Here is an 18,955-nt window from a genome sequence, read left to right on the forward strand (position 1 = left end):
GCAAAACTTGAAGGATTTTTTTATTTGTAATCTTTTAAAGTAGCTTAATAAACCACCTTAATATATTCCTTATAAAACTTTTTGCTTTTATATTCTTTCTTCGAAATAGTTTTTAGAAATTCATTCAAATATTCTCTAAAAGGGGAATCTTTTGCCAAAGCATCTTGTCTTTTACTCGTTAAAATCTGAACAGTTCCGTACATTTCATCATCATTTTCTGTACTCGAAGCAATTATTGTGAAGGTTTCATGCGCTTCGTTGATGATATTTCTATTCGACCAAACTAACAGCGGTTGATTGTTCTCGGTGTACAAAACATTGTCCCATTTCCCAAACCAATCGTACAACATTTTTTTCGCAACTAAAGGCGTTTGAAAACTTTCTACACGATATTCTGTTAATGTTCGTTCAGCTTGTTTTTGTGCATGTATTAACTGAAAACTTGTAAAAAGTGCGATAAAAAGAAATAATTTTTTCAAACTCAAAAAATCTAATGATGAGTAAAGTTAAGGAAAAATAATTTCAAATTTTATGTAACTTATTCTCTAATTCTAAGACTTATACAATAACACTAACTATTAAAATAATAGATGAATTAACCATGAATAAAATTTTTGTACTCGCTACTACATTATCAGGAATTTTTGTTTTTGCTCAAGAAGAAAAGCAAGATTCTATAGAGTATAATCCAATCGAAATAAAAGAAGTTTTAATTCAGTCGCAACGTAAAAAAATGTTTGCTGATAAAGCTGTTTATACATTCGACAAAGCTGCGTTGGAAAAGGCGCGCTATGCAAAAGATTTGTTGAATACATTGCCAGAATTACAAGTTGATCCTATTTCTAATACATTAAAAAGTACGAAAGGAGGAACGACATTATTTTTGATTAATGGAATTGAAGCTACAGATAATCAAATTCGTTCTGTGAAACCACAAGATGTCATTCGTGTAGAATATTTTGATATTCCAGCAGCACGTTATGCCAATCGTGCAGATCAGGTTGTGAATTTGATCACTCGAAATTCTGAAAATGGTTATGTTTTCGGTGTTGATGCTACTTCGGCTTTATCTACAGGTTTTGTAAATGGTTCTGCTTATGCAGATTTTACAAAAGGAAAAAATAATTTAGGCTTAGAATATTATATTAATTTAAGAGATTATGATAATAGAGAAAACAATAATTCTTATTCGTATTCACTTCGAAATGATTTAGATGAATTAACAAATTATCGAACAAATGAAAAAAGATTCGATCATTTTGGTTACACATTTCAAAACGTTTTACTTCGTTATACCAATTCAGATTCTGATAAATATACATTTCAGGCAAAATTTTATATGGATATCCTAACAAGTTTTTCTGATATTAATGGAAATAGCGTTTTTTCTACTAATCAAGATTCCGAAAATCACACGGTTTACAAACACGGTAACGAAAGCTATACCAAACCAACGTTAGATCTTTATTATTCAAAAAAAATAGGTAAAAAAGATGAATTGAATTTAAACTTTGTTGGTTCGCATTTTAATACAAATTCATACGATTTTTCTCATGAATGGCAAACCAATAATCAAACGGATGTTTATCAATATATAACAAACTTAAAAGCAAAACAAACCGCAATTGTTGGAGAAATTGCGCATGTACATGATTTCAGAAAAGGAAAATTAAGTTCTGGTTATCGAATTTCGAATAATAAGATAAACAATGATTTAGAAAATTTATTGGGTTTTAATAATTATAAGGTTAACTATTTAGAACAATATATTTATTCTGAATTTTCTGGAAAAACTAAAAAATTAATGTATCGTTTGGGATTAGGTTTAACGAATATTAATAATAAAAGTAAAGAAGAAAAAGTAGAAGATTGGATTTTTACGCCAAAATTGATTTTGGGCTATGAATTAACAAAAAATCAAAGTTTGAGATTTACAAGTTCATATAAACCGCGTAAAAGTTACAGCGACGAATTGAGTAGTAATGTTATTCAAATCGTTCCTAATATTGTTCAAAAAGGAAATCCATATTTAAGAAATCAAAAAACTTGGTCAACTAATTTAACGCATTCATTCAATTCGAAATATTTTGATCTAAACACAACTTTATTCTACAATTACAAAAAAGATGCTGTAAATAGATTATATGTTTTAGACGAAAATAGATATGCTTTGACGTATGAAAATGCGAAGAATGGACAAGAATACGGAATTCAATTATCAGGATTAATAAAACCTTTCGTAACAGATTTATTAACACTAAAAGTTGTATTAAAACCAATATCTGAAAATCTAAAACTTGAAAATGGAAAAACAATCAACAATGATTATATCTGGAATTACTTTGCAATAAATTCTGTTTATAAAAATTTTAGTATCAATTATTCGTTCAATATTCCTGTTTATACTTTAAATGGTGCTTTTTTGAGCACTAATGAAAATAGCAGTCATTTGTCTCTTGCTTACAAAATGAATAACTGGACTTTTTCTTCAGGAATGTATTGGGTAGGAATGCCTTCGGAATACAAAACAAAATCGTTGAATGAAAGTTTAGTAAATTATACAAGTCATACACAAATTTGGAACAACAAAAATATGTTTGTTTTAGGATTAAGCTATGATTTTGCTACAGGAAAGAAAACAGATGTCAAACGAAAATTAGAAAATGAAACTGCGGGAGCAGCAACGTTTTAAATAAAAAAAACCTTCACAGAATTGTGAAGGTTTTTACTTTTTTATAATTCAGCTAAGAAATTTAGCGTATCAATATTATCTGCATAATCATTTAATTTCGGAAATTGAGTTTGCCCAAATTCAACATAATTCGGATTATCTTTCATCTCATTTCCTACAACACACTGAATTTGATTTCCATTTTCAATCAAATAATTTTTCACATGATCTAGATCGTCATAAATTTCGAAATTAACAACCGCAATTGGAGAATGTAAAGCCGAATCTCTTTTCATTAAGACAAAATTATTATCTAAAAAATCATCTTTTCCTAATAGAAATATCGCTCGATTATAATCGTAATTATTAGCATATTTTGGATGATTAATGATGTAGCCCCAAGAAAAAATAGCTTCGAAAATTTTTGGTAATTGAGCTTCATTTTTTAAATAAAGTTTTGTAACATTTCTGCAACCTAAACCAAAATAAATGAATAAATCGTTACCTAATTTTTTCAATTCTTCGTCTGTTTCCAAACCATTCAAAACAGCAACCGAAGTTCTATTTTTACGAATAATGTTCGGAACTTTTCCAAAATATTGTTCAAAATAACGCGCCGTATTATTACTTCCTGTTGCAATAACAGCGTCAAAATTTTCTAAACGTTCAACAGTTTGAATAATAGATTTGAATTCTTCATCAATCGAATACAAATATTTTATAACAAATTTGATTAATTTCTCATCTTTAGATGAAGTTTTAATGAAAGCATTATTTCCAGAAATAACAACAGAAAGCAAATCATGAAAACCAACCAAAGGGATATTTCCAGCCATGATAATTCCGACATTTTTTGGATTTTCAGCAAAAGGATATCCTGCTGTCCAAGCCAATAAATTTTCTGTAGTTAAAGCTTCTGCCCAACTTTTCAAGGCTAACGTAATATTCTCTTTTGTGAACCAATTGTTGTAGGCTTCGGCATCGCTTATTGCATATTCAGCCTCTTTTTTCCAATTCTCGAATTTTTCTGAGGATTCTGTTTCTTTAATTGAATCATTATTTATAATAAAATTAAAAAACTGTCCCAATTCGTTAAATGCTGAAATCCTTTGTTCAAATGTCATTTTTTCTGAAAATTAAATGTAATTTTGTATTTGCAAATGTAGGAAATAAAAAAACAGATACAATGGCTATAATTATTACAGATGAATGTATAAATTGTGGAGCTTGTGAACCAGAATGTCCAAATAATGCTATTTATGAAGCAGCAGTAGATTGGAAATATTCTGATGGAACTTCTCTTAGCGGGACTATTGTAAACGTAGACGGCGATACTTTTGATGCTGATGCGGTACAAGATCCTGTGAGTGACGAAGTTTATTACATTGTTCCCGATAAATGTACTGAATGTAAAGGTTTCCACGAAGAACCACAGTGTGCGGCAGTTTGTCCAGTGGATTGCTGTGTGCCTGATGATAACCACGTAGAAAGCGAGGAGCGTCTTTTAAGCAAAAAAGCGTTTATGCACTTAGAGTAAAATCGTCACAACTTTACATACAAAAACCTCAAGTTATTAGCTTGAGGTTTTTTTTGTTTTTGGGCAATCCCTTCGGGCGGGCTTTTTGTTGCAATCTTTTTCTCAATCTATAGAAAGATTGAGAAAAAGGATTTCCACTTCAATCCCTATTGCGTTTATTTTGTATATTTTCTTTTTCTTATCCAAAATCCAATTCCAGCTAATAATCCAATAATAGCAGTTGGAACAAGGAGATTAATCATTTGCCAAGTCGATTTTTCTTGCAAAACAGTTGTTTCGCTTAGCAAAGGAATTTCTAATTTACGATTACGTAAAGCTAAGAAATCAGAATCGCCTAATAAATAATCCATCGCATTCATTACAAATGTTTGGTTGGCATATGTTTTAGGTTTTCCATCAGGATTATCCGGACGAACCGAAAATTTATTTTCTCCCAATTGCATTGGAATTCCTCTCCATAAAGCATTTTTCAAAACATCTCCATCCGAAATCACAATCATTTTTCCATCAGTTGTTTTTGCTTTGAAATTAGGAAATTCCTTACGTTCGTATCGAGAAGCATAAGCTGAGTTGAAATTACCTTCTAGCAAAACTGCCATCGGAATTTTTCCCATTTTATATTCTTCTGGATTTTCGATTTCTACTTCGTTTAATTGTATATAATTTAAAGCAGGTTTTAAACTTGATTGTTCAGACGAACTCAATAAAACAGTTTGCTTAATAGTTGGATTTTTTAATAACTCGATTGGATTTGCAAATTGAAATAACACAGGATCTATTGAACTTGTAATTGGGTTTTCTTCTCCTCGAATTCCTAATTCAAAATAAGGCCAATTATAATAATTATAACTTGTATTTCCTGCAGTTTCGCCATCAGCCAAAACAATTTGTGCACCATTCATATCCTTTATAACAGCAGGATGTATGCGAACGCCATAGTTGAATAGGAAATCATTTAATTTCAAATCTCTTGGGAAAGCGACAATTTTTCCGCTTCGGAAAATAGAATCCATTTCAGCATCAACCGTTTCTACAGCCATCATCATTTTTCCTCCATTCATGATATATTGGTCTAAAACCAATTTATCCATATCCGAAAATGGTAATGTTGGTTTTGCGACGATCAATGCATCAAAACGTTTCAAACTATCCAAATCAGAAGGTTGTAAAGAAAATGATTTATTCACAATAGGATTTAGGTAAATCTCCACATCATATTTTTCAGATAAAGCAGAACCTAATCCTTGAATATTTGCTTCGGGCAATTCGTCATGATGAACGATAAATCCTATTCTTTTGCGCTCGAAATTGGTTACTTTCTGAATTTTTTCAGCAAATAAATATTCTAATTTTTCTGTTGAAGCTAATGCTAATTTCTCAAATGGAGTAGAAGGATCATTGACCAAAACTTCCATATAACTCGACTTTCCTCCGTAAGTTAATTTTGCATAAGGATAAACATTTAGAATTCCTTTGTCTGTTTTAATTGGAACTGGAGTTAATTTATTTTGTTCCAATTCGGCTTGTCCTAAATCGACAGGATCAACAAAAGAATAAGAAATGTTGCTATTTTTTTTGCGAAGTTCATCCAATAAAAACTGAATCTCGTTCTTCAAAATTCTATAATCGCCAGTTAAATCTCCTCCTAAAAGAATCTCAATTTTAAGTGGTTGTTTTACATTTTCTACAAGTTTTTCTGTTGTTGAAGTTAAGGTAAAACGTTTGTCTTTCGTCATATCAATTCGTGTGTAAACAAATTGAGCAATGATGAAAAGCGCGATAAATGCGATGAAAGTAATTAGATATTTTTTGTTTAATTTTTTCATGGCACTATTTTTTATTTTCAAGATTAACAATTGAAATTTGATTTAGAATTCCAATCAAAATCAAAAAGTAAAGTAAATCTCTTGTATCAATAATTCCTTTCAAAAATTGGTTGTAATGTGTAAAACTTCCAATTTTTTGAACATAAAAATCCATTGAACCTAGTAAATTATAAGATGCTAAACTTTCGAATCCATAAAAAATAATGAAACAAAAGAAAACAGCCAATACATAAGCCATTACTTGATTTTTAGTAATCGATGAAGTGAATAATCCGATTGCGGCAAATAAACTTCCTAAAAAGAAAAGTCCTAAATAACCAGAGAAAATTGTTCCGTAATCTAATTCTTGTTCTGGCATCAAAAATTCTTGTAATGTAATTGTAAACAAGAAAGTTGATAGTAAACAGAAAACAACAATTGAAATGACAGCTAAATATTTTCCCCAAATAATTTGATTATTTTTTATAGGTAGTGTGAATAACCATAATAATGTTCCATTTGCTTGTTCTTCTGAAATTAATTTCATGGTTAAAGCAGGAATCATGAATAGAAAAATCCAAGGCCCGACAAAGAAAAAGCTATTTAAGGAAGCATTTCCTGTATTGAAAACATTGAATTCGTTATCGAAAAACCAAAGGAACAATGCCGAAACGATAACAAAAGTCGCGGTAGCCAGATAAGCAGTAAAGCCTAAATAAAAATTGGAAAACTCTTTTTTGAAGATTGTCCACATATTATTTTTTATTATTACGATTAATTAAACGCACAATAAGCATAAGTATTACACCAGAACCAAAGAAACTGACAATTGACCAATACCAATTTTGTCCAAAATCTGTTTTTTGAATAACAGCAAATACGATAACAAATAATAAAATTGTTGCCAATTCGTTCATCATTCGCAGTTGAACAGAAGTGTATTTAAAAACTTTATTTTGTATTTGTCTCAATGTTCGCCAACACCAAAAATGATAAATTAATAAAACACTTACCATTCCCAATTTACTTTTCATCCAAGGCATATGCAATAATCCTTGGTTTTTGTAAAGCATATTTATTCCCATTGTAACCAAAATAACCAAAGCAGGAGCAGTAATTACATTCCATAATTTTTTCTCCATGTAGGTATATTGATCCTGTAAAATAGATTTTTTTGGTTCTTCCATTTGTTGCGTTTCAGTATGATAAATCATTAAACGAACAATGTAAAATAAACCAGCAAAGTAACTTACCACGAATATAACGTGTATTGCTTTGTATATTAAATAATTATAAGTCATATAGTTATTGTAAACTCTCTAATACTAAATATTCCTCAGCGTTAATTTTCAAATTCAATTGTAATTGTATCATTTTTCTTTAATCCCATTAATTGATTTGCGCCACCTGATATCGTTGGATTACTTTTGTATAAAGTAACTTCTAAGAAACCTGCTGAATTAAACAAACATAAAGTTCGTCCAAAAGCTTGTACTTCTTTATTGAAATCTTGAACAACTTCGTTGTAATGATCGTAAATAATCGTAATATCTGTCATCGAAAAATCTTTCTGGCGAAGTAAAATCTTATATTTTCTACCTTGCGCGATTTCATCAAAAAAATCTTTTGAAATATTACTAACAACATTTCCAAAATGATCAATATAAATTACATTTCCAATGATAAATTTATCATCACGATAAACTGGTTTCAGTTCGTTCAGTTGTTTTATTTCATTACGTTTATTTCCTAAAAGAGCAGGAACTCCGCCGCGAGCCAAGTGACAAGCAACAGGAACAAAACAGTTTTTCATTGGGAACAAACTATCTATACCTTCTGGATAAGCAGTGATTTCGTAAATTTCGTCTGGTTGATTTTTTTGACAAATAAGAGATAAAATTCCATTGTCAGCACAGATAAAATAATGATGATTGATTAATGCACAAATCGGCTTTTGAAAAGGCGTGCTTAAAGCATTAATCCCAACAATATGGATGGTTCCTGCAGGAAATTCCTCGTAAGAATTACGAATGATATAGGCTGCTTCAGATAAATCATAAGGATTAACATGATGCGAAATATCTACAATTGTAACATCGGCCAATTCCTTTAGAATTGCGCCTTTAACGCTAGAAACAAAGTAATCTTTGACTCCAAAATCCGATGTTAATGTAATAATTGCCACTATTCTCTAAATAATTAGCAAATATATTGTTTATTATTCTTTATTTTTGTGTAAGTGAACCAAAAAAACAAACTCATTTGACAGAAATTAATATTGAATTAGCAGAAATTAATCCTCAAGATTTTTATGGTGCTAATAATGAACATCTAAAAAGAATCAAAGAATACTACCCAAAACTAAAGATTGTTGCTCGAGGAAGAGAGTTGACAATATTTGGAAATGAGGATGTTCTGAAAGTTTTTGACCAAAAAATGCAACGAGTAATTCAGCATCTTCACAAATACAATCGACTATCTGATCGTGAACTTGAAATCATTATGACAGAAGATAATAATGAAATGTTTCAAATGAAAAAAGAAGACGAAATTATTGTACATGGCGTAAATGGTAAAATCATAAAACCGCAAACGCCAAATCAACAAAAGTTGGTGCAGACAGTTTACAATAAAGATATGGTCTTTGCAATTGGTCCTGCTGGTACTGGAAAAACTTATACAGCTGTTGCATTAGCAGTACAAGCATTGAAGAACAAAGAAGTTCGACGAATTATTATGACGCGACCTGCTGTAGAAGCTGGAGAAAATTTAGGTTTTTTACCAGGAGATATGAAAGATAAGTTAGATCCGTATTTACAGCCTTTATATGATGCATTGAAAGATATGATTCCTTTCGAGAAGCTTTCTTCTTATACAGAAAAGGGTGTTATCGAAGTTGCTCCTTTAGCTTTTATGCGTGGTAGAACTTTGGATGGTGCTTTTGTTATTTTGGATGAAGCTCAAAATACAACATATGCGCAAATGAAAATGTTCCTGACACGTATGGGAAAAAATTCGAAGTTTATTATTACTGGAGATCCTGGTCAGGTCGATTTACCTCCAAAACAAAAATCAGGTTTACGAGAAGCAATGAATATATTGAAAGACGTAAAAGATATCGGATTTATTTATTTGGATGATAAAGATGTTGTTCGACATAAAATCGTTCGTGAAGTCTTAAAAGCTTACAAAGTAAGCGAAGATAAGGAGCGCGAAAAAATAGATATTAAAAAGTAATTTAAAAGCCAATTGTTCGAAAGAACAATTGGCTTTTAGTTTTAACATAAAAAATATGGCTATATTAAGTTAATTTTTTTGAGTTCTACTTTTTAAAGTGAAACCTAAAATGTTAAACGTTAATCCTATTGGCATAATCATGCCCGCGATTAAACTCATTCTATTTGAATTAGAAAACTCAAGTACTAATAAAACTGAGGTTAATATTAAGATTAATCCTGTTATAAATAATATATTTTTCATTTTATTATGAATTGTAATTCAGTTAAATATAATATTTATTTCTAATTTATGCAAAAAATATTTAATTCCAAAATTAAGTTCAGAATGATAATTTTAGTAATACGAATCAAGTAAATGTCATTCCGACAAAGGGGAATCTAAAATAAACTTATAACTCACAACTCAACACTTAAAACTTTTTTCTCATCAACCAACCTTTTTATAATTTGTTGCATCTAACTAACAAATCAAACAATATGAAAAAGTTTTTTTCTTTCATCTTCGTTTTTGTAGGAATATTCTTTTCTTCAAAAATAAATGCACAAGATATCCGAATTGGATTTCCGCGTATCGAAATAGGATCTCGTCCAGACGAAAATTCAGTGAATTTGCAATCGATGGATGTGCAAGTAGAAATTTTTGGGAATTTATCGAAAACGACAACAACTTTAGTTTTTACAAATTCATCAAGTCGAAATCTCGAAGGGAATTTGGTTTTTCCTTTACCAGAAAATACAACAATTAGTGGATACGCTATTGATATTAACGGAAAATTGCGAAATGCAGTTCCTATAACAAAAGCACGAGCTGTGGAAGTTTTTGAAAGTATTCAGAAACAAAATATCGATCCAGGAATTGTTGAAAAAGTAGAAGGAAATAATTTCAGAACTCGTATTTCACCGATTCCTGCAAAAGGTTCTCGTACGATTCAGTTGTCATATTATCAAGAATTGAAACTGGATAAATCATCTTATAAATATTATTTGCCTTTAGATTCTTCGAAGAAAATTGCAAAGTTTAATTTGATAGCAAAAATATATAATGCTGCAGGAAAACCACAATTGATAGAAGCGCCAGATGGTTCATTCAATTTTTCTGAAAATAGTAATATTTATGAAGCAAATTTGTCGAAAACTGATTTTACACCTAAGAAATCATTAATTATAAATTTACCAAAATCACCTAATAATGTCGAATCTTTTGTTCAGAAAAATGTAGATGGTTCAGTCTATTTTTATGCGAATTTATTACTTGACACAAAAGCTCAACCGAAAGTTTGGTCGAAGAATATTGGTATAATTTGGGATAATTCGTTGAGTGGTTTGAAGCGAAATCATCAAAAAGAAATCGAATTTTTAGACAAACTAATCGCTCAACAAAAAAATCTGAATATAGAAGTTTCATTGTTGAATATTTCTTTAGAAAAATCGAAATTGTTTCAAATTAAAAATGGTGATTGGTCTGAATTGAAAAAATATCTGGAAAAAGTAAACTATGATGGAGGAACAAATTATTCAAAAATTCTTCCAACTAATCTGAAAGCAGATGAATATTTATTGTTTTCGGATGGAATTTCATCGTTCGGTTCGAATATTTTTAATAGTGATAAGCCTTTTTACACAATTGCATCTTCGCTAACTTCAAATTATGGTGTTTTAAAAATGATTGCGCAAAAAGCTGGAGGAAAATTTATCAATCTAAATGAAAATTCTGTAGAAAATGCGTTCAAACAAATCAATGAAAGTTCGGTTCAATTCTTAGGAATTATCAACAATACAGTGGGAGAAGTTTATCCTATTTCGACAAATGATGTGAACAATGGAATTTCTATTGCAGGAATTTCTCAGTATCCCAATGCAAAATTAACGATGATGTTTGGACGAAATGGAAAGGTGGAATTTAACAAGGAATTGGATTTGAGTAAAGCAACTAAAAATCTTGAAATCAGTAAAATTTGGGCGCAAAGTAAAGTGAATTATTTGGAATTGAATCCAGAGCAAAATAAAACAGAAATTGAAGAAATTGGGAAACAATTTTCGATTGTAACGTCGAACACAAGTTTGATTGTTTTGGAAAATGTTTCGGATTATGTAAAGTATAAAATCAATCCACCAGCGGAATTGCAAAATGAATTTAATAAATTATCGAAAGAAGGTTTTGAACAAAAAGAAACTCGAAAAGCTGATTTGTTGAAAAATGCAATTGTGAAAGCAAAGGAATTGAAAGAGTGGTGGAAGAAAGATTTTAAATATGTAAAACCAAAATATCCAAAACCTGTTGCGGATTCTACTGATGTCGTAGTCGATGTAAGACTTGAAGATATGGCGCTTCTTGAACCAAGACCTATGACAGCAATGGAAGAGGTAGGAGCATCTTCAAATATGAGTATTAGAGGAGTTTCGAATTTTAATAGTTCCTCGGATAAAAAAAAGAAGGATGAATCATTAGCTTCGGTTCCAGAAATTAAAATAATCAATGTAAAATCTGATAAAGAATATATGAAGTTGATAGAAGCATCTAAAAATCCATATCAAACTTATTTAGATTTGAGAAAGGATTATGCCGAAACACCAGCATATTATTTTGATGTTGCAACATTTTTCTTTCAGAAAAAAGAAAAGGAGATTGGTCTTAAAATTTTAAGTTCAATTGCAGATTTAGGTTTAGAAGATGCAGAGCTATATAAAATATTGGCCTACAAATTGAAAGAAATTGAAGAGTATCAAACCGAATTATTTATCACAAAAAAAGTATTAGATTGGCGACCTTTTGATGCGCAAAGTTACCGTGATTATGCATTAGCCTTGCAAGATAATGGACAATATCAATCAGCATTAGAATACCTATATAAAGTATTAACAAATGATTATTCAGTAGAAATTGCCAATCGCGATCGTGATATTACGGAGATTATCGTTCCAGAAATAAACAATCTAATTTCGCTTCATCGCAAAGAATTGAATTTGTCGAAAATTGATAAAGATATTATTGTAGACATTCCAGTTGATATTCGCGTGGTGATGAATTGGAACAAGGATATGACTGATATAGATTTGTGGGTGACGGATCCGAATGATGAAAAATGTTTTTATGGACATCGAACAACTGCGATTGGAGGAAGAATGAGTGAAGATGTGACGCAAGGTTTCGGTCCAGAACAATTTATGTTGAAGAAAGCGATAAAAGGAAAATATAAAATAGAAACTAATTTTTATGGAGAAAGACAAATGAGTATTTCTGGACCGACAACTATTTCGGCTGAGATTTATTTGATGTATAGTTCAGGAAAGCAAGTGAAAAAGATGATTACATTCCAAAATAATAAACCAAATGCTGGAGGTGAAGGAATTTTAGTTGGCGAGTTTGAATTTTAATAAATAAGAAAGGAATCTTGAAAAGAGATTCCTTTTTTTTTACAAACGCATAATTCATCATTCATAATTAAACTCACATCCATTGATTACGATCTAAACTTCTGTACTGAATAGCCTCACTAATATGTTTCGAAAGAATAGTTTCAGAATTATCTAAATCAGCAATTGTTCGTCCAACTCGAATAATTCGGTCATAAGCGCGTGCTGAAAGATTTAATTTTTCCATGACAACTTTAATTAAATTCTTCGAATGATCATCTAAATCGCAAAAAGCATCCAATTCTTTTGGTCCCATTTGAGAATTGTAATGAACTTTTGTATTTTCAAATCGTTTGGTTTGAATATTTCGTGCATTAATCACTCGTTCACGAATTACAGCACTTTTTTCGCCACGACGATCTTGAGACAAATCATCAAAAGGAACTGGATTAACTTCGATATGCAAATCAATTCGATCTAAAAGCGGTCCTGAAATCTTATTCATATAACGTTGCATTTCTGACAAAGAAGAAGTGTTGTTTGGATCATCCATAAAATATCCACTCGGACTAGGATTCATAGAAGCAACAAGCATAAAACTTGCAGGATAATTTACAGTGAATTTTGCACGAGAAATAGTAACTTCTCTATCTTCCAAAGGTTGTCGCATTACTTCTAGAACAGTGCGTTTGAATTCAGGTAATTCATCCAAAAATAAAACACCATTATGCGCCAAAGAAATCTCGCCAGGTTGTGGATAAGAGCCACCACCAACCAAAGCTACATCAGATATAGAATGATGCGGACTAGAAAAAGGACGACTAACGATTAATGATTTGTTGGATAATTTTCCAGCGACACTATGAATTTTTGTTGTTTCTAATGCTTCTTGAATTGTCATTTTTGGAAGAATGGAAGCAATACGTTTTGCTAACATTGTTTTTCCACTTCCAGGCGGACCAATTAAAATAATGTTATGTCCACCAGCTGCAGCAATTTCCATTGCACGTTTTACATTTTCTTGACCTTTTACATCTGCAAAATCGAAAGGATAATTATTCATTTCATTGAAAAAATAATCATCTAAATTAACGTGATGAGGTTGTAAAGTTATTTCTCCATTAAAATAATCAACAACTTCTCGAATATTATCAACAGCATAAACAGCTATGCCTTCTACAACAGCAGCTTCATCAGCATTTTGTTTAGGCAGAATAATTCCTTCGAAACCTTCTTCTTTGGCTTGTATTGCAATTGGCAAAGCTCCTTTTATTGGTCGTAGCGAACCGTCAAGTGATAATTCGCCCATCATAACATATTTATTGAGTTGTTCGGAATTTACTTGCTCAGAAGCTGCTAGAATTCCAATAGCAATAGGCAAGTCATAAGCAGAGCCTTCCTTTTGTAAATCTGCTGGTGCCATATTAATGGTGATTTTTTTTCCAGGCAATTTTAAATCAGAATTTTTTAATGCCGCATTTATTCTAAAATTACTTTCTTTTATCGCGCTATCGGGTAAGCCAACCAAATGATAACCTACGCCTTGATCAATATTAACTTCCACAATAATGGTTTGTGCTGATACACCGAAAATCGCACTTGCAAAAATTTTTACCAACATAGAATCTTTTTTTATAAATTTACTTCCTTTTTCTATTGAATAAAATAGCTGAAAGGATTTAAGTATTTAATAATTAATTAAATAATGCACTTTGGTGTAAATTCTATATGAAAAAAGAAAAATATTCTTTTGAATTTGAACGATTCGAGAGTAAATCTGAACTTGCAGCAGAACAAAAAAAAGTTGTAGAAGAGGCTTATGATATTTCATTAAATGCCTATGCTCCTTATTCTAATTTTAGTGTAGGAGCTTCTGTTCAATTAGAAAATGGAGAAATTTTTTCGAGTTCAAATCAAGAAAATGCTGCATACCCAGTTGGAACATGTGCAGAGAGAGGTTTGTTGGCCTATGTAAATGCTAATTATCCAAATATAAAAATTGAAAAATTAGCTGTTTCTACGCCAAATGTGAATTATCCATTACCTCCATGTGGAATGTGTCGTCAATATATATTAGAGATAGAGAAAAAACAATCGCAACCAATCGAGATTATTTTATCAGGAAAAGAAGGGGATGTTTTGGTGATAAATTCTGCTAAGGATTTACTTCCATTATATTTTACTGATGAATTTTTAGGGTAGCAATTTTGTACACTAGATAGATTAGTTTAAATTTGTTGCAACGGAATTGTGCAATTATGGAAAAATTAACGCAAGAAACGTACCTACAATGGTATCGTGATATGACTTTTTGGCGTCGCTTCGAAGACAAGTGTCGTTCATTATATTTAAAGCAAAAAATTAGAGGTTTCTTACATTTATACAATGGTCAAGAGGCTTTACCAGCTGGTTTTATTCATGCAATGAAACCTGGTGTAGATCATGTGATTACTGCTTATCGTTGTCACGTTTGGCCAATGGCTTTAGGAGTAGATCCAAAACGTATTTTGGCTGAATTATGTGGTAAAGAAACTGGTACTTCTCATGGTTTAGGAGGATCAATGCACGTTTTCAGTAAAGAACATAATTTCTATGGTGGACACGGAATCGTTGGTGGTCAAATTCCATTAGGAGCAGGAATTGCTTTTGGTGATAAATTTTTCAACCGTGATGGTGTTACAATCTGTTTAATGGGAGATGGTGCAACGCGTCAAGGAACATTACACGAAACTTTTAACATGGCAATGAACTGGAAATTACCAGTTGTTTTTGTTTGTGAAAACAACCAATATGCAATGGGAACTTCTGTTTCTCGTACTGCAAACCATGAAGATATTTGGAAATTAGGTTTAGGATACGAAATGCCTTGTATGCCTGTGGATGGTATGGATCCTGTAAAAGTTGCAGAAGCTGCTTACGAAGCTATTGAAAGAGCACGTCGTGGTGATGGACCAACTTTCTTAGATGTTCGTACATATCGTTATAGAGGACATTCTATGTCTGATGCTGAACCATATCGTACAAAAGAAGAGGTGGAAGAGTATAAGCAAGAAGATCCAATCTTAAATGTCGAAAATCATATCTTAGTTAACAATTGGGCAACGAAAGAACAATTAGATGCTATTGTTGATGAAGTAAAAGAATCAGTAGAAGAATGTGTAGAATTTGCTGAAAATTCTAATTATCCTGAAGAACATGTAATGTATGATTATATCTATTCAGAAAAAAATTATCCATTCTTAGATAAAATCGAAAACAACTAAAAAAGAACCATGGCAGAATTAATTACTATGCCTCGCTTAAGCGATACAATGGAGGAAGGAACTGTTGTAAAATGGCATAAAAATGTAGGAGATAAAGTTGCTGAAGGTGATATCTTAGCAGAAATCGAAACAGATAAAGCAATCCAAGAATTCGAATCAGAATTTGACGGAGTATTATTATATCAAGGTATTGCTGAAGGTGTGTCAACAAATGTTGATGAGGTTTTAGCAATTATCGGGAAAGAAGGAGAAGATATTTCTGGATTAATTGGTGGTGAAGCAAAAGCAACTACTCAAGTTAAAGAGGAAGAATCAACTCCCAGTGAAACAAAAACAGAAGAAACAAAACCTGTTGCAGAAATTCCTGCAAATGTGGAAGTAGTTACTATGCCTCGTCTTTCAGATACTATGGAAGAAGGAACAGTAGTTGTTTGGCATAAAAATGTTGGAGATAAAGTTGCTGAAGGTGATATCTTAGCAGAAATTGAAACAGATAAAGCAGTTCAAGAATTCGAATCAGAATTTGATGGAGTTTTATTATATCAAGGAGCTAATGTTAACGAACCTGCACCAGTAGATTCTGTTTTAGCAATTATTGGAGAAGCTGGTACAGATGTGTCTTCAATCGTAGCAAACGGTGGGAAAGTTTCTGCACCTGCAACAACTGTCGTAGAAGACGAAAAACCTGTAGTTGTTCAATTAGATGTAAACAATAAAGTTGAAGAATCTTCTTCTGACAGAATTTTTGCATCTCCATTAGCAAAAACAATTGCAAAAGATAAAGGAATTAATTTAGCTGAGGTTAAAGGTTCTGGAGATAATGGGCGTATTGTAAAAAAAGATATCGAAAATTATCAACCATCGGCTCAACCAAAAGCTGAATCGAAATCTGAAGTAGCTAAACCTGCTCAAACTTTCGTTTCGGGTGAAGATAAAGTGATTCCAAATTCTCAAATGAGAAAAGTTATCGCAAAACGTTTGGCTGAATCTAAATTTACTGCTCCTCATTATTATTTAAATGTTGAGTTGGATATGGATAATGCAATCGAAGCGCGTAAACAATTAAATACTGTTCCAAATACAAAAATTTCGTTCAATGATATGGTTGTTAAAGCATGTGCAATGGCATTACGCAAACATCCAGCTGTTAATTCTACTTGGACAGATGCAGAAATTATTCAACACGGAGATATCAATATTGGTGTAGCTGTTGCTGTAGAAGATGGTTTATTGGTTCCTGTTGTTAAAAATACAGATCAAAAATCATTCGCACAAATTTCTGCTGAGGTTAAAGACTATGCAGGTCGTGCAAGAGATCGTAAATTAAAAGCTGATGAAATGGAAAAATCTACTTTCTCAGTTTCTAACTTAGGAATGTTTGGAATTGAATCATTTACATCAATTATCAATCAACCAAACTCTTGTATTTTATCAGTTGGTGCAATTATTCAAAAACCAGTTGTAAAAGACGGACAAATTGTTGTTGGAAATACAATGAAATTATCTTTAGCTTGTGACCACAGAACTGTAGATGGAGCAACAGGTGCACAATTCTTACAAACGTTAAGAATGTACATCGAAAATCCTGTTACAATGTTAGTGTAAGCTAAAATTTAAAAACATATTCTAAAGACCATTCGAGTGAATGGTCTTTTTTTTGTTATAGATTTATGAATTTGTATCTTTAATACTTTAAACCAACTTAATGAAGCAACTAAAATTCTACTTTAATATTTTTAAACAAACATTTGTCGAATTTGGTGAAGACCGAATAATGAAATTAAGTGCTTCGTTAACATATTATGCATTGTTTTCACTTTCACCTTTAATTTTAATTGTGATTTCAAGTGCAAGTTTATTTTTCAAGAAAGATGCGATAGAAAACCGTATGTTTTATGAATTAAAAAATATTGTTGGGCCAGATGTCGCGTTAGCAGTTCAGAATTTCGTAACAAATTCAACAATTTCAGGAGACAGTTCGCTTGCATTATATATAGGTATAGGAATTTTGATTTTTGGATCAACAACTATGTTTACCGATATGCAAGATAGTCTCAATCTAATTTGGAGAGTAGAAGCCTTGCCACAAAGAGCTTGGTTAAAATTTGTGATAAATAGAGGATTATCTTTTCTAATAATACTCACACTCGGAATTGTTCTTATCGCAACTGTAATTCTTAATAGTATTTTAGTTTCATTTGGCGAAGAAATTTTTATTCTTTTCGAGCTCGATACGATTATGACGAAAACAACAGTGATGCTACTTAATAATGCACTGAGTATTTCAATCTCAATTTTGATCTTTTATATTTTGTTTAAAATTCTACCAGATGCAAAAATCAAAGCAAGACCTGCTTTTGTAGGAGCAGTTTTTACCGCAGGTTTATTTTTTATAGCAAAATATCTTATTGGAATTTATATTGCAAATTCCAAATATTCTAAAATTTTCGGTTCAGCAGGTTCATTGGTTATTCTTTTATTATGGATTTATTATGTTGCTACAATTTTATATTTTGGAGCAAAATTCACAAAAGTTTTTGCTGAAGCGAAAGGTTCTCCTATTATTCCTAAAAAAAATGCAAAACTTAGAAAAGTATCTTTTGTTGATCATCATATGGATAAACAAGATTATGAAAACGTAAATTAGACTTGTAAATAACTTTAGAGATTTAGTAAAAGTATCTTTTCTAATTTTTATTTCTATATATAAATGCAAAAACGCATCTTCTATTTCTTTATAAGAAGCTAATCATTCCTTTATTTTAAAGAAGAATTAGAGTTTAAATTACGCTTAAATAGATTTTATTCAAAAAATATTTTACATTATAACAGTAACTTAGGAAGTTTATGTAAATAAATTGTAAAATTGTTTTGGAAAACTGAAAAAAGAGCGCGTATATTTGCAATCCCAATACGAAAGACGAGTAGTATTGAAGTTGACATAAGGTATTTTAAACGATAGAAAATATTTAAAAATAAATTTGCGAGTTTAAAAATAAGGATTACCTTTGCGATCCGATTCCGAAAGGGGTTTGGTAGTGAAGTTGAAAAGACTTATTGAAATAAAAAACTTTGAAAATTTTTTA

General features: G+C 31.1%; 15 protein-coding genes. 8 read left to right on the top strand and 7 right to left on the bottom strand.

The genetic code is table 11. From position 1 onward, the window contains the following. Nucleotides 1-44 precede the first annotated feature (44 nt). A complete protein-coding gene (locus ACMHJW_RS02295) occupies nt 45-479 on the bottom strand; it encodes a hypothetical protein (protein ID WP_413531792.1) in 435 nt (144 codons plus the stop codon). A gap of 122 nt (nt 480-601) precedes the next feature. On the opposite strand from ACMHJW_RS02295, the gene ACMHJW_RS02300 reads away from it, so the two are divergent. After that, nucleotides 602-2,692, top strand: coding sequence for a TonB-dependent receptor plug domain-containing protein (locus tag ACMHJW_RS02300; RefSeq protein WP_413531793.1), 2,091 nt, complete (start codon nt 602-604; stop codon nt 2,690-2,692). A gap of 41 nt (nt 2,693-2,733) precedes the next feature. On the opposite strand, the gene ACMHJW_RS02305 is transcribed toward ACMHJW_RS02300, so the two are convergent. Further along, complete coding sequence (locus ACMHJW_RS02305; protein WP_413531794.1) at nt 2,734-3,795, bottom strand: acyl-CoA reductase; 1,062 nt, start codon at nt 3,793-3,795, stop codon at nt 2,734-2,736. A gap of 62 nt (nt 3,796-3,857) precedes the next feature. On the opposite strand from ACMHJW_RS02305, the gene ACMHJW_RS02310 reads away from it, so the two are divergent. Then, on the top strand, nt 3,858-4,208 hold the full coding sequence (locus ACMHJW_RS02310) for a 4Fe-4S dicluster domain-containing protein (protein WP_413531812.1): 351 nt from the start codon (nt 3,858-3,860) through the stop codon (nt 4,206-4,208). Nucleotides 4,209-4,363: 155 nt separating this feature from the next. Here ACMHJW_RS02310 and gldG read toward each other — a convergent pair whose 3' ends face one another. The 4 genes from gldG to ACMHJW_RS02330 are packed head-to-tail and all read right to left on the bottom strand — an operon-like array spanning nt 4,364 to nt 8,198. Next, nucleotides 4,364-6,034 (bottom strand): gliding motility-associated ABC transporter substrate-binding protein GldG, encoded by a 1,671-nt coding sequence (gldG, locus tag ACMHJW_RS02315; protein WP_413531795.1) that lies wholly within the window; start codon nt 6,032-6,034, stop codon nt 4,364-4,366. A gap of 4 nt (nt 6,035-6,038) precedes the next feature. Next, on the bottom strand, nt 6,039-6,767 hold the full coding sequence (locus tag ACMHJW_RS02320; protein ID WP_413531796.1) for an ABC transporter permease subunit: 729 nt from the start codon (nt 6,765-6,767) through the stop codon (nt 6,039-6,041). Between the two features lies 1 nt (nt 6,768). Beyond that, nucleotides 6,769-7,314 carry a CopD family protein gene (locus ACMHJW_RS02325; RefSeq protein WP_413531797.1) on the bottom strand — a complete coding sequence of 182 codons (546 nt, stop codon included), beginning with the start codon at nt 7,312-7,314 and terminating at the stop codon, nt 6,769-6,771. 41 nt (nt 7,315-7,355) lie between these two features. Then, complete coding sequence (locus ACMHJW_RS02330) at nt 7,356-8,198, bottom strand: S-adenosyl-l-methionine hydroxide adenosyltransferase family protein (RefSeq protein WP_413531798.1); 843 nt, start codon at nt 8,196-8,198, stop codon at nt 7,356-7,358. Between the two features lie 77 nt (nt 8,199-8,275). On the opposite strand from ACMHJW_RS02330, the gene ACMHJW_RS02335 reads away from it, so the two are divergent. Both ACMHJW_RS02335 and ACMHJW_RS02340 read left to right on the top strand, forming a co-directional pair. After that, the gene (locus ACMHJW_RS02335) at nt 8,276-9,250 is read left to right on the top strand and encodes a PhoH family protein (RefSeq protein WP_413531799.1); all 975 of its coding nucleotides are present in this window, start codon (nt 8,276-8,278) and stop codon (nt 9,248-9,250) included. Nucleotides 9,251-9,729: 479 nt separating this feature from the next. Beyond that, complete coding sequence (locus ACMHJW_RS02340; RefSeq protein WP_413531800.1) at nt 9,730-12,627, top strand: VIT domain-containing protein; 2,898 nt, start codon at nt 9,730-9,732, stop codon at nt 12,625-12,627. A gap of 73 nt (nt 12,628-12,700) precedes the next feature. Here the strand turns inward: ACMHJW_RS02340 and ACMHJW_RS02345 are convergent, their stop codons facing one another. Then, on the bottom strand, nt 12,701-14,227 hold the full coding sequence (locus ACMHJW_RS02345; RefSeq protein WP_413531801.1) for a YifB family Mg chelatase-like AAA ATPase: 1,527 nt from the start codon (nt 14,225-14,227) through the stop codon (nt 12,701-12,703). Nucleotides 14,228-14,334: 107 nt separating this feature from the next. On the opposite strand from ACMHJW_RS02345, the gene ACMHJW_RS02350 reads away from it, so the two are divergent. From ACMHJW_RS02350 to ACMHJW_RS02365, 4 genes are all read left to right on the top strand, one after another. Continuing rightward, a complete protein-coding gene (locus ACMHJW_RS02350) occupies nt 14,335-14,808 on the top strand; it encodes a cytidine deaminase (protein WP_413531802.1) in 474 nt (157 codons plus the stop codon). A gap of 56 nt (nt 14,809-14,864) precedes the next feature. Next, on the top strand, nt 14,865-15,869 hold the full coding sequence (pdhA, locus tag ACMHJW_RS02355) for a pyruvate dehydrogenase (acetyl-transferring) E1 component subunit alpha (protein ID WP_413531803.1): 1,005 nt from the start codon (nt 14,865-14,867) through the stop codon (nt 15,867-15,869). Nucleotides 15,870-15,878: 9 nt separating this feature from the next. Continuing rightward, entirely contained in the window at nt 15,879-17,474 is a 1,596-nt protein-coding gene (locus ACMHJW_RS02360) for a 2-oxo acid dehydrogenase subunit E2 (protein ID WP_413531804.1), read from the top strand. A gap of 100 nt (nt 17,475-17,574) precedes the next feature. Continuing rightward, the gene (locus ACMHJW_RS02365) at nt 17,575-18,516 is read left to right on the top strand and encodes a YihY/virulence factor BrkB family protein (RefSeq protein WP_413531805.1); all 942 of its coding nucleotides are present in this window, start codon (nt 17,575-17,577) and stop codon (nt 18,514-18,516) included. Nucleotides 18,517-18,955 lie beyond the last annotated feature (439 nt).

Source organism: Empedobacter brevis (assembly GCF_965118635.1).
In the GTDB taxonomy this organism is placed as follows: Bacteria; Bacteroidota; Bacteroidia; order Flavobacteriales; family Weeksellaceae; genus Empedobacter; species Empedobacter brevis_A.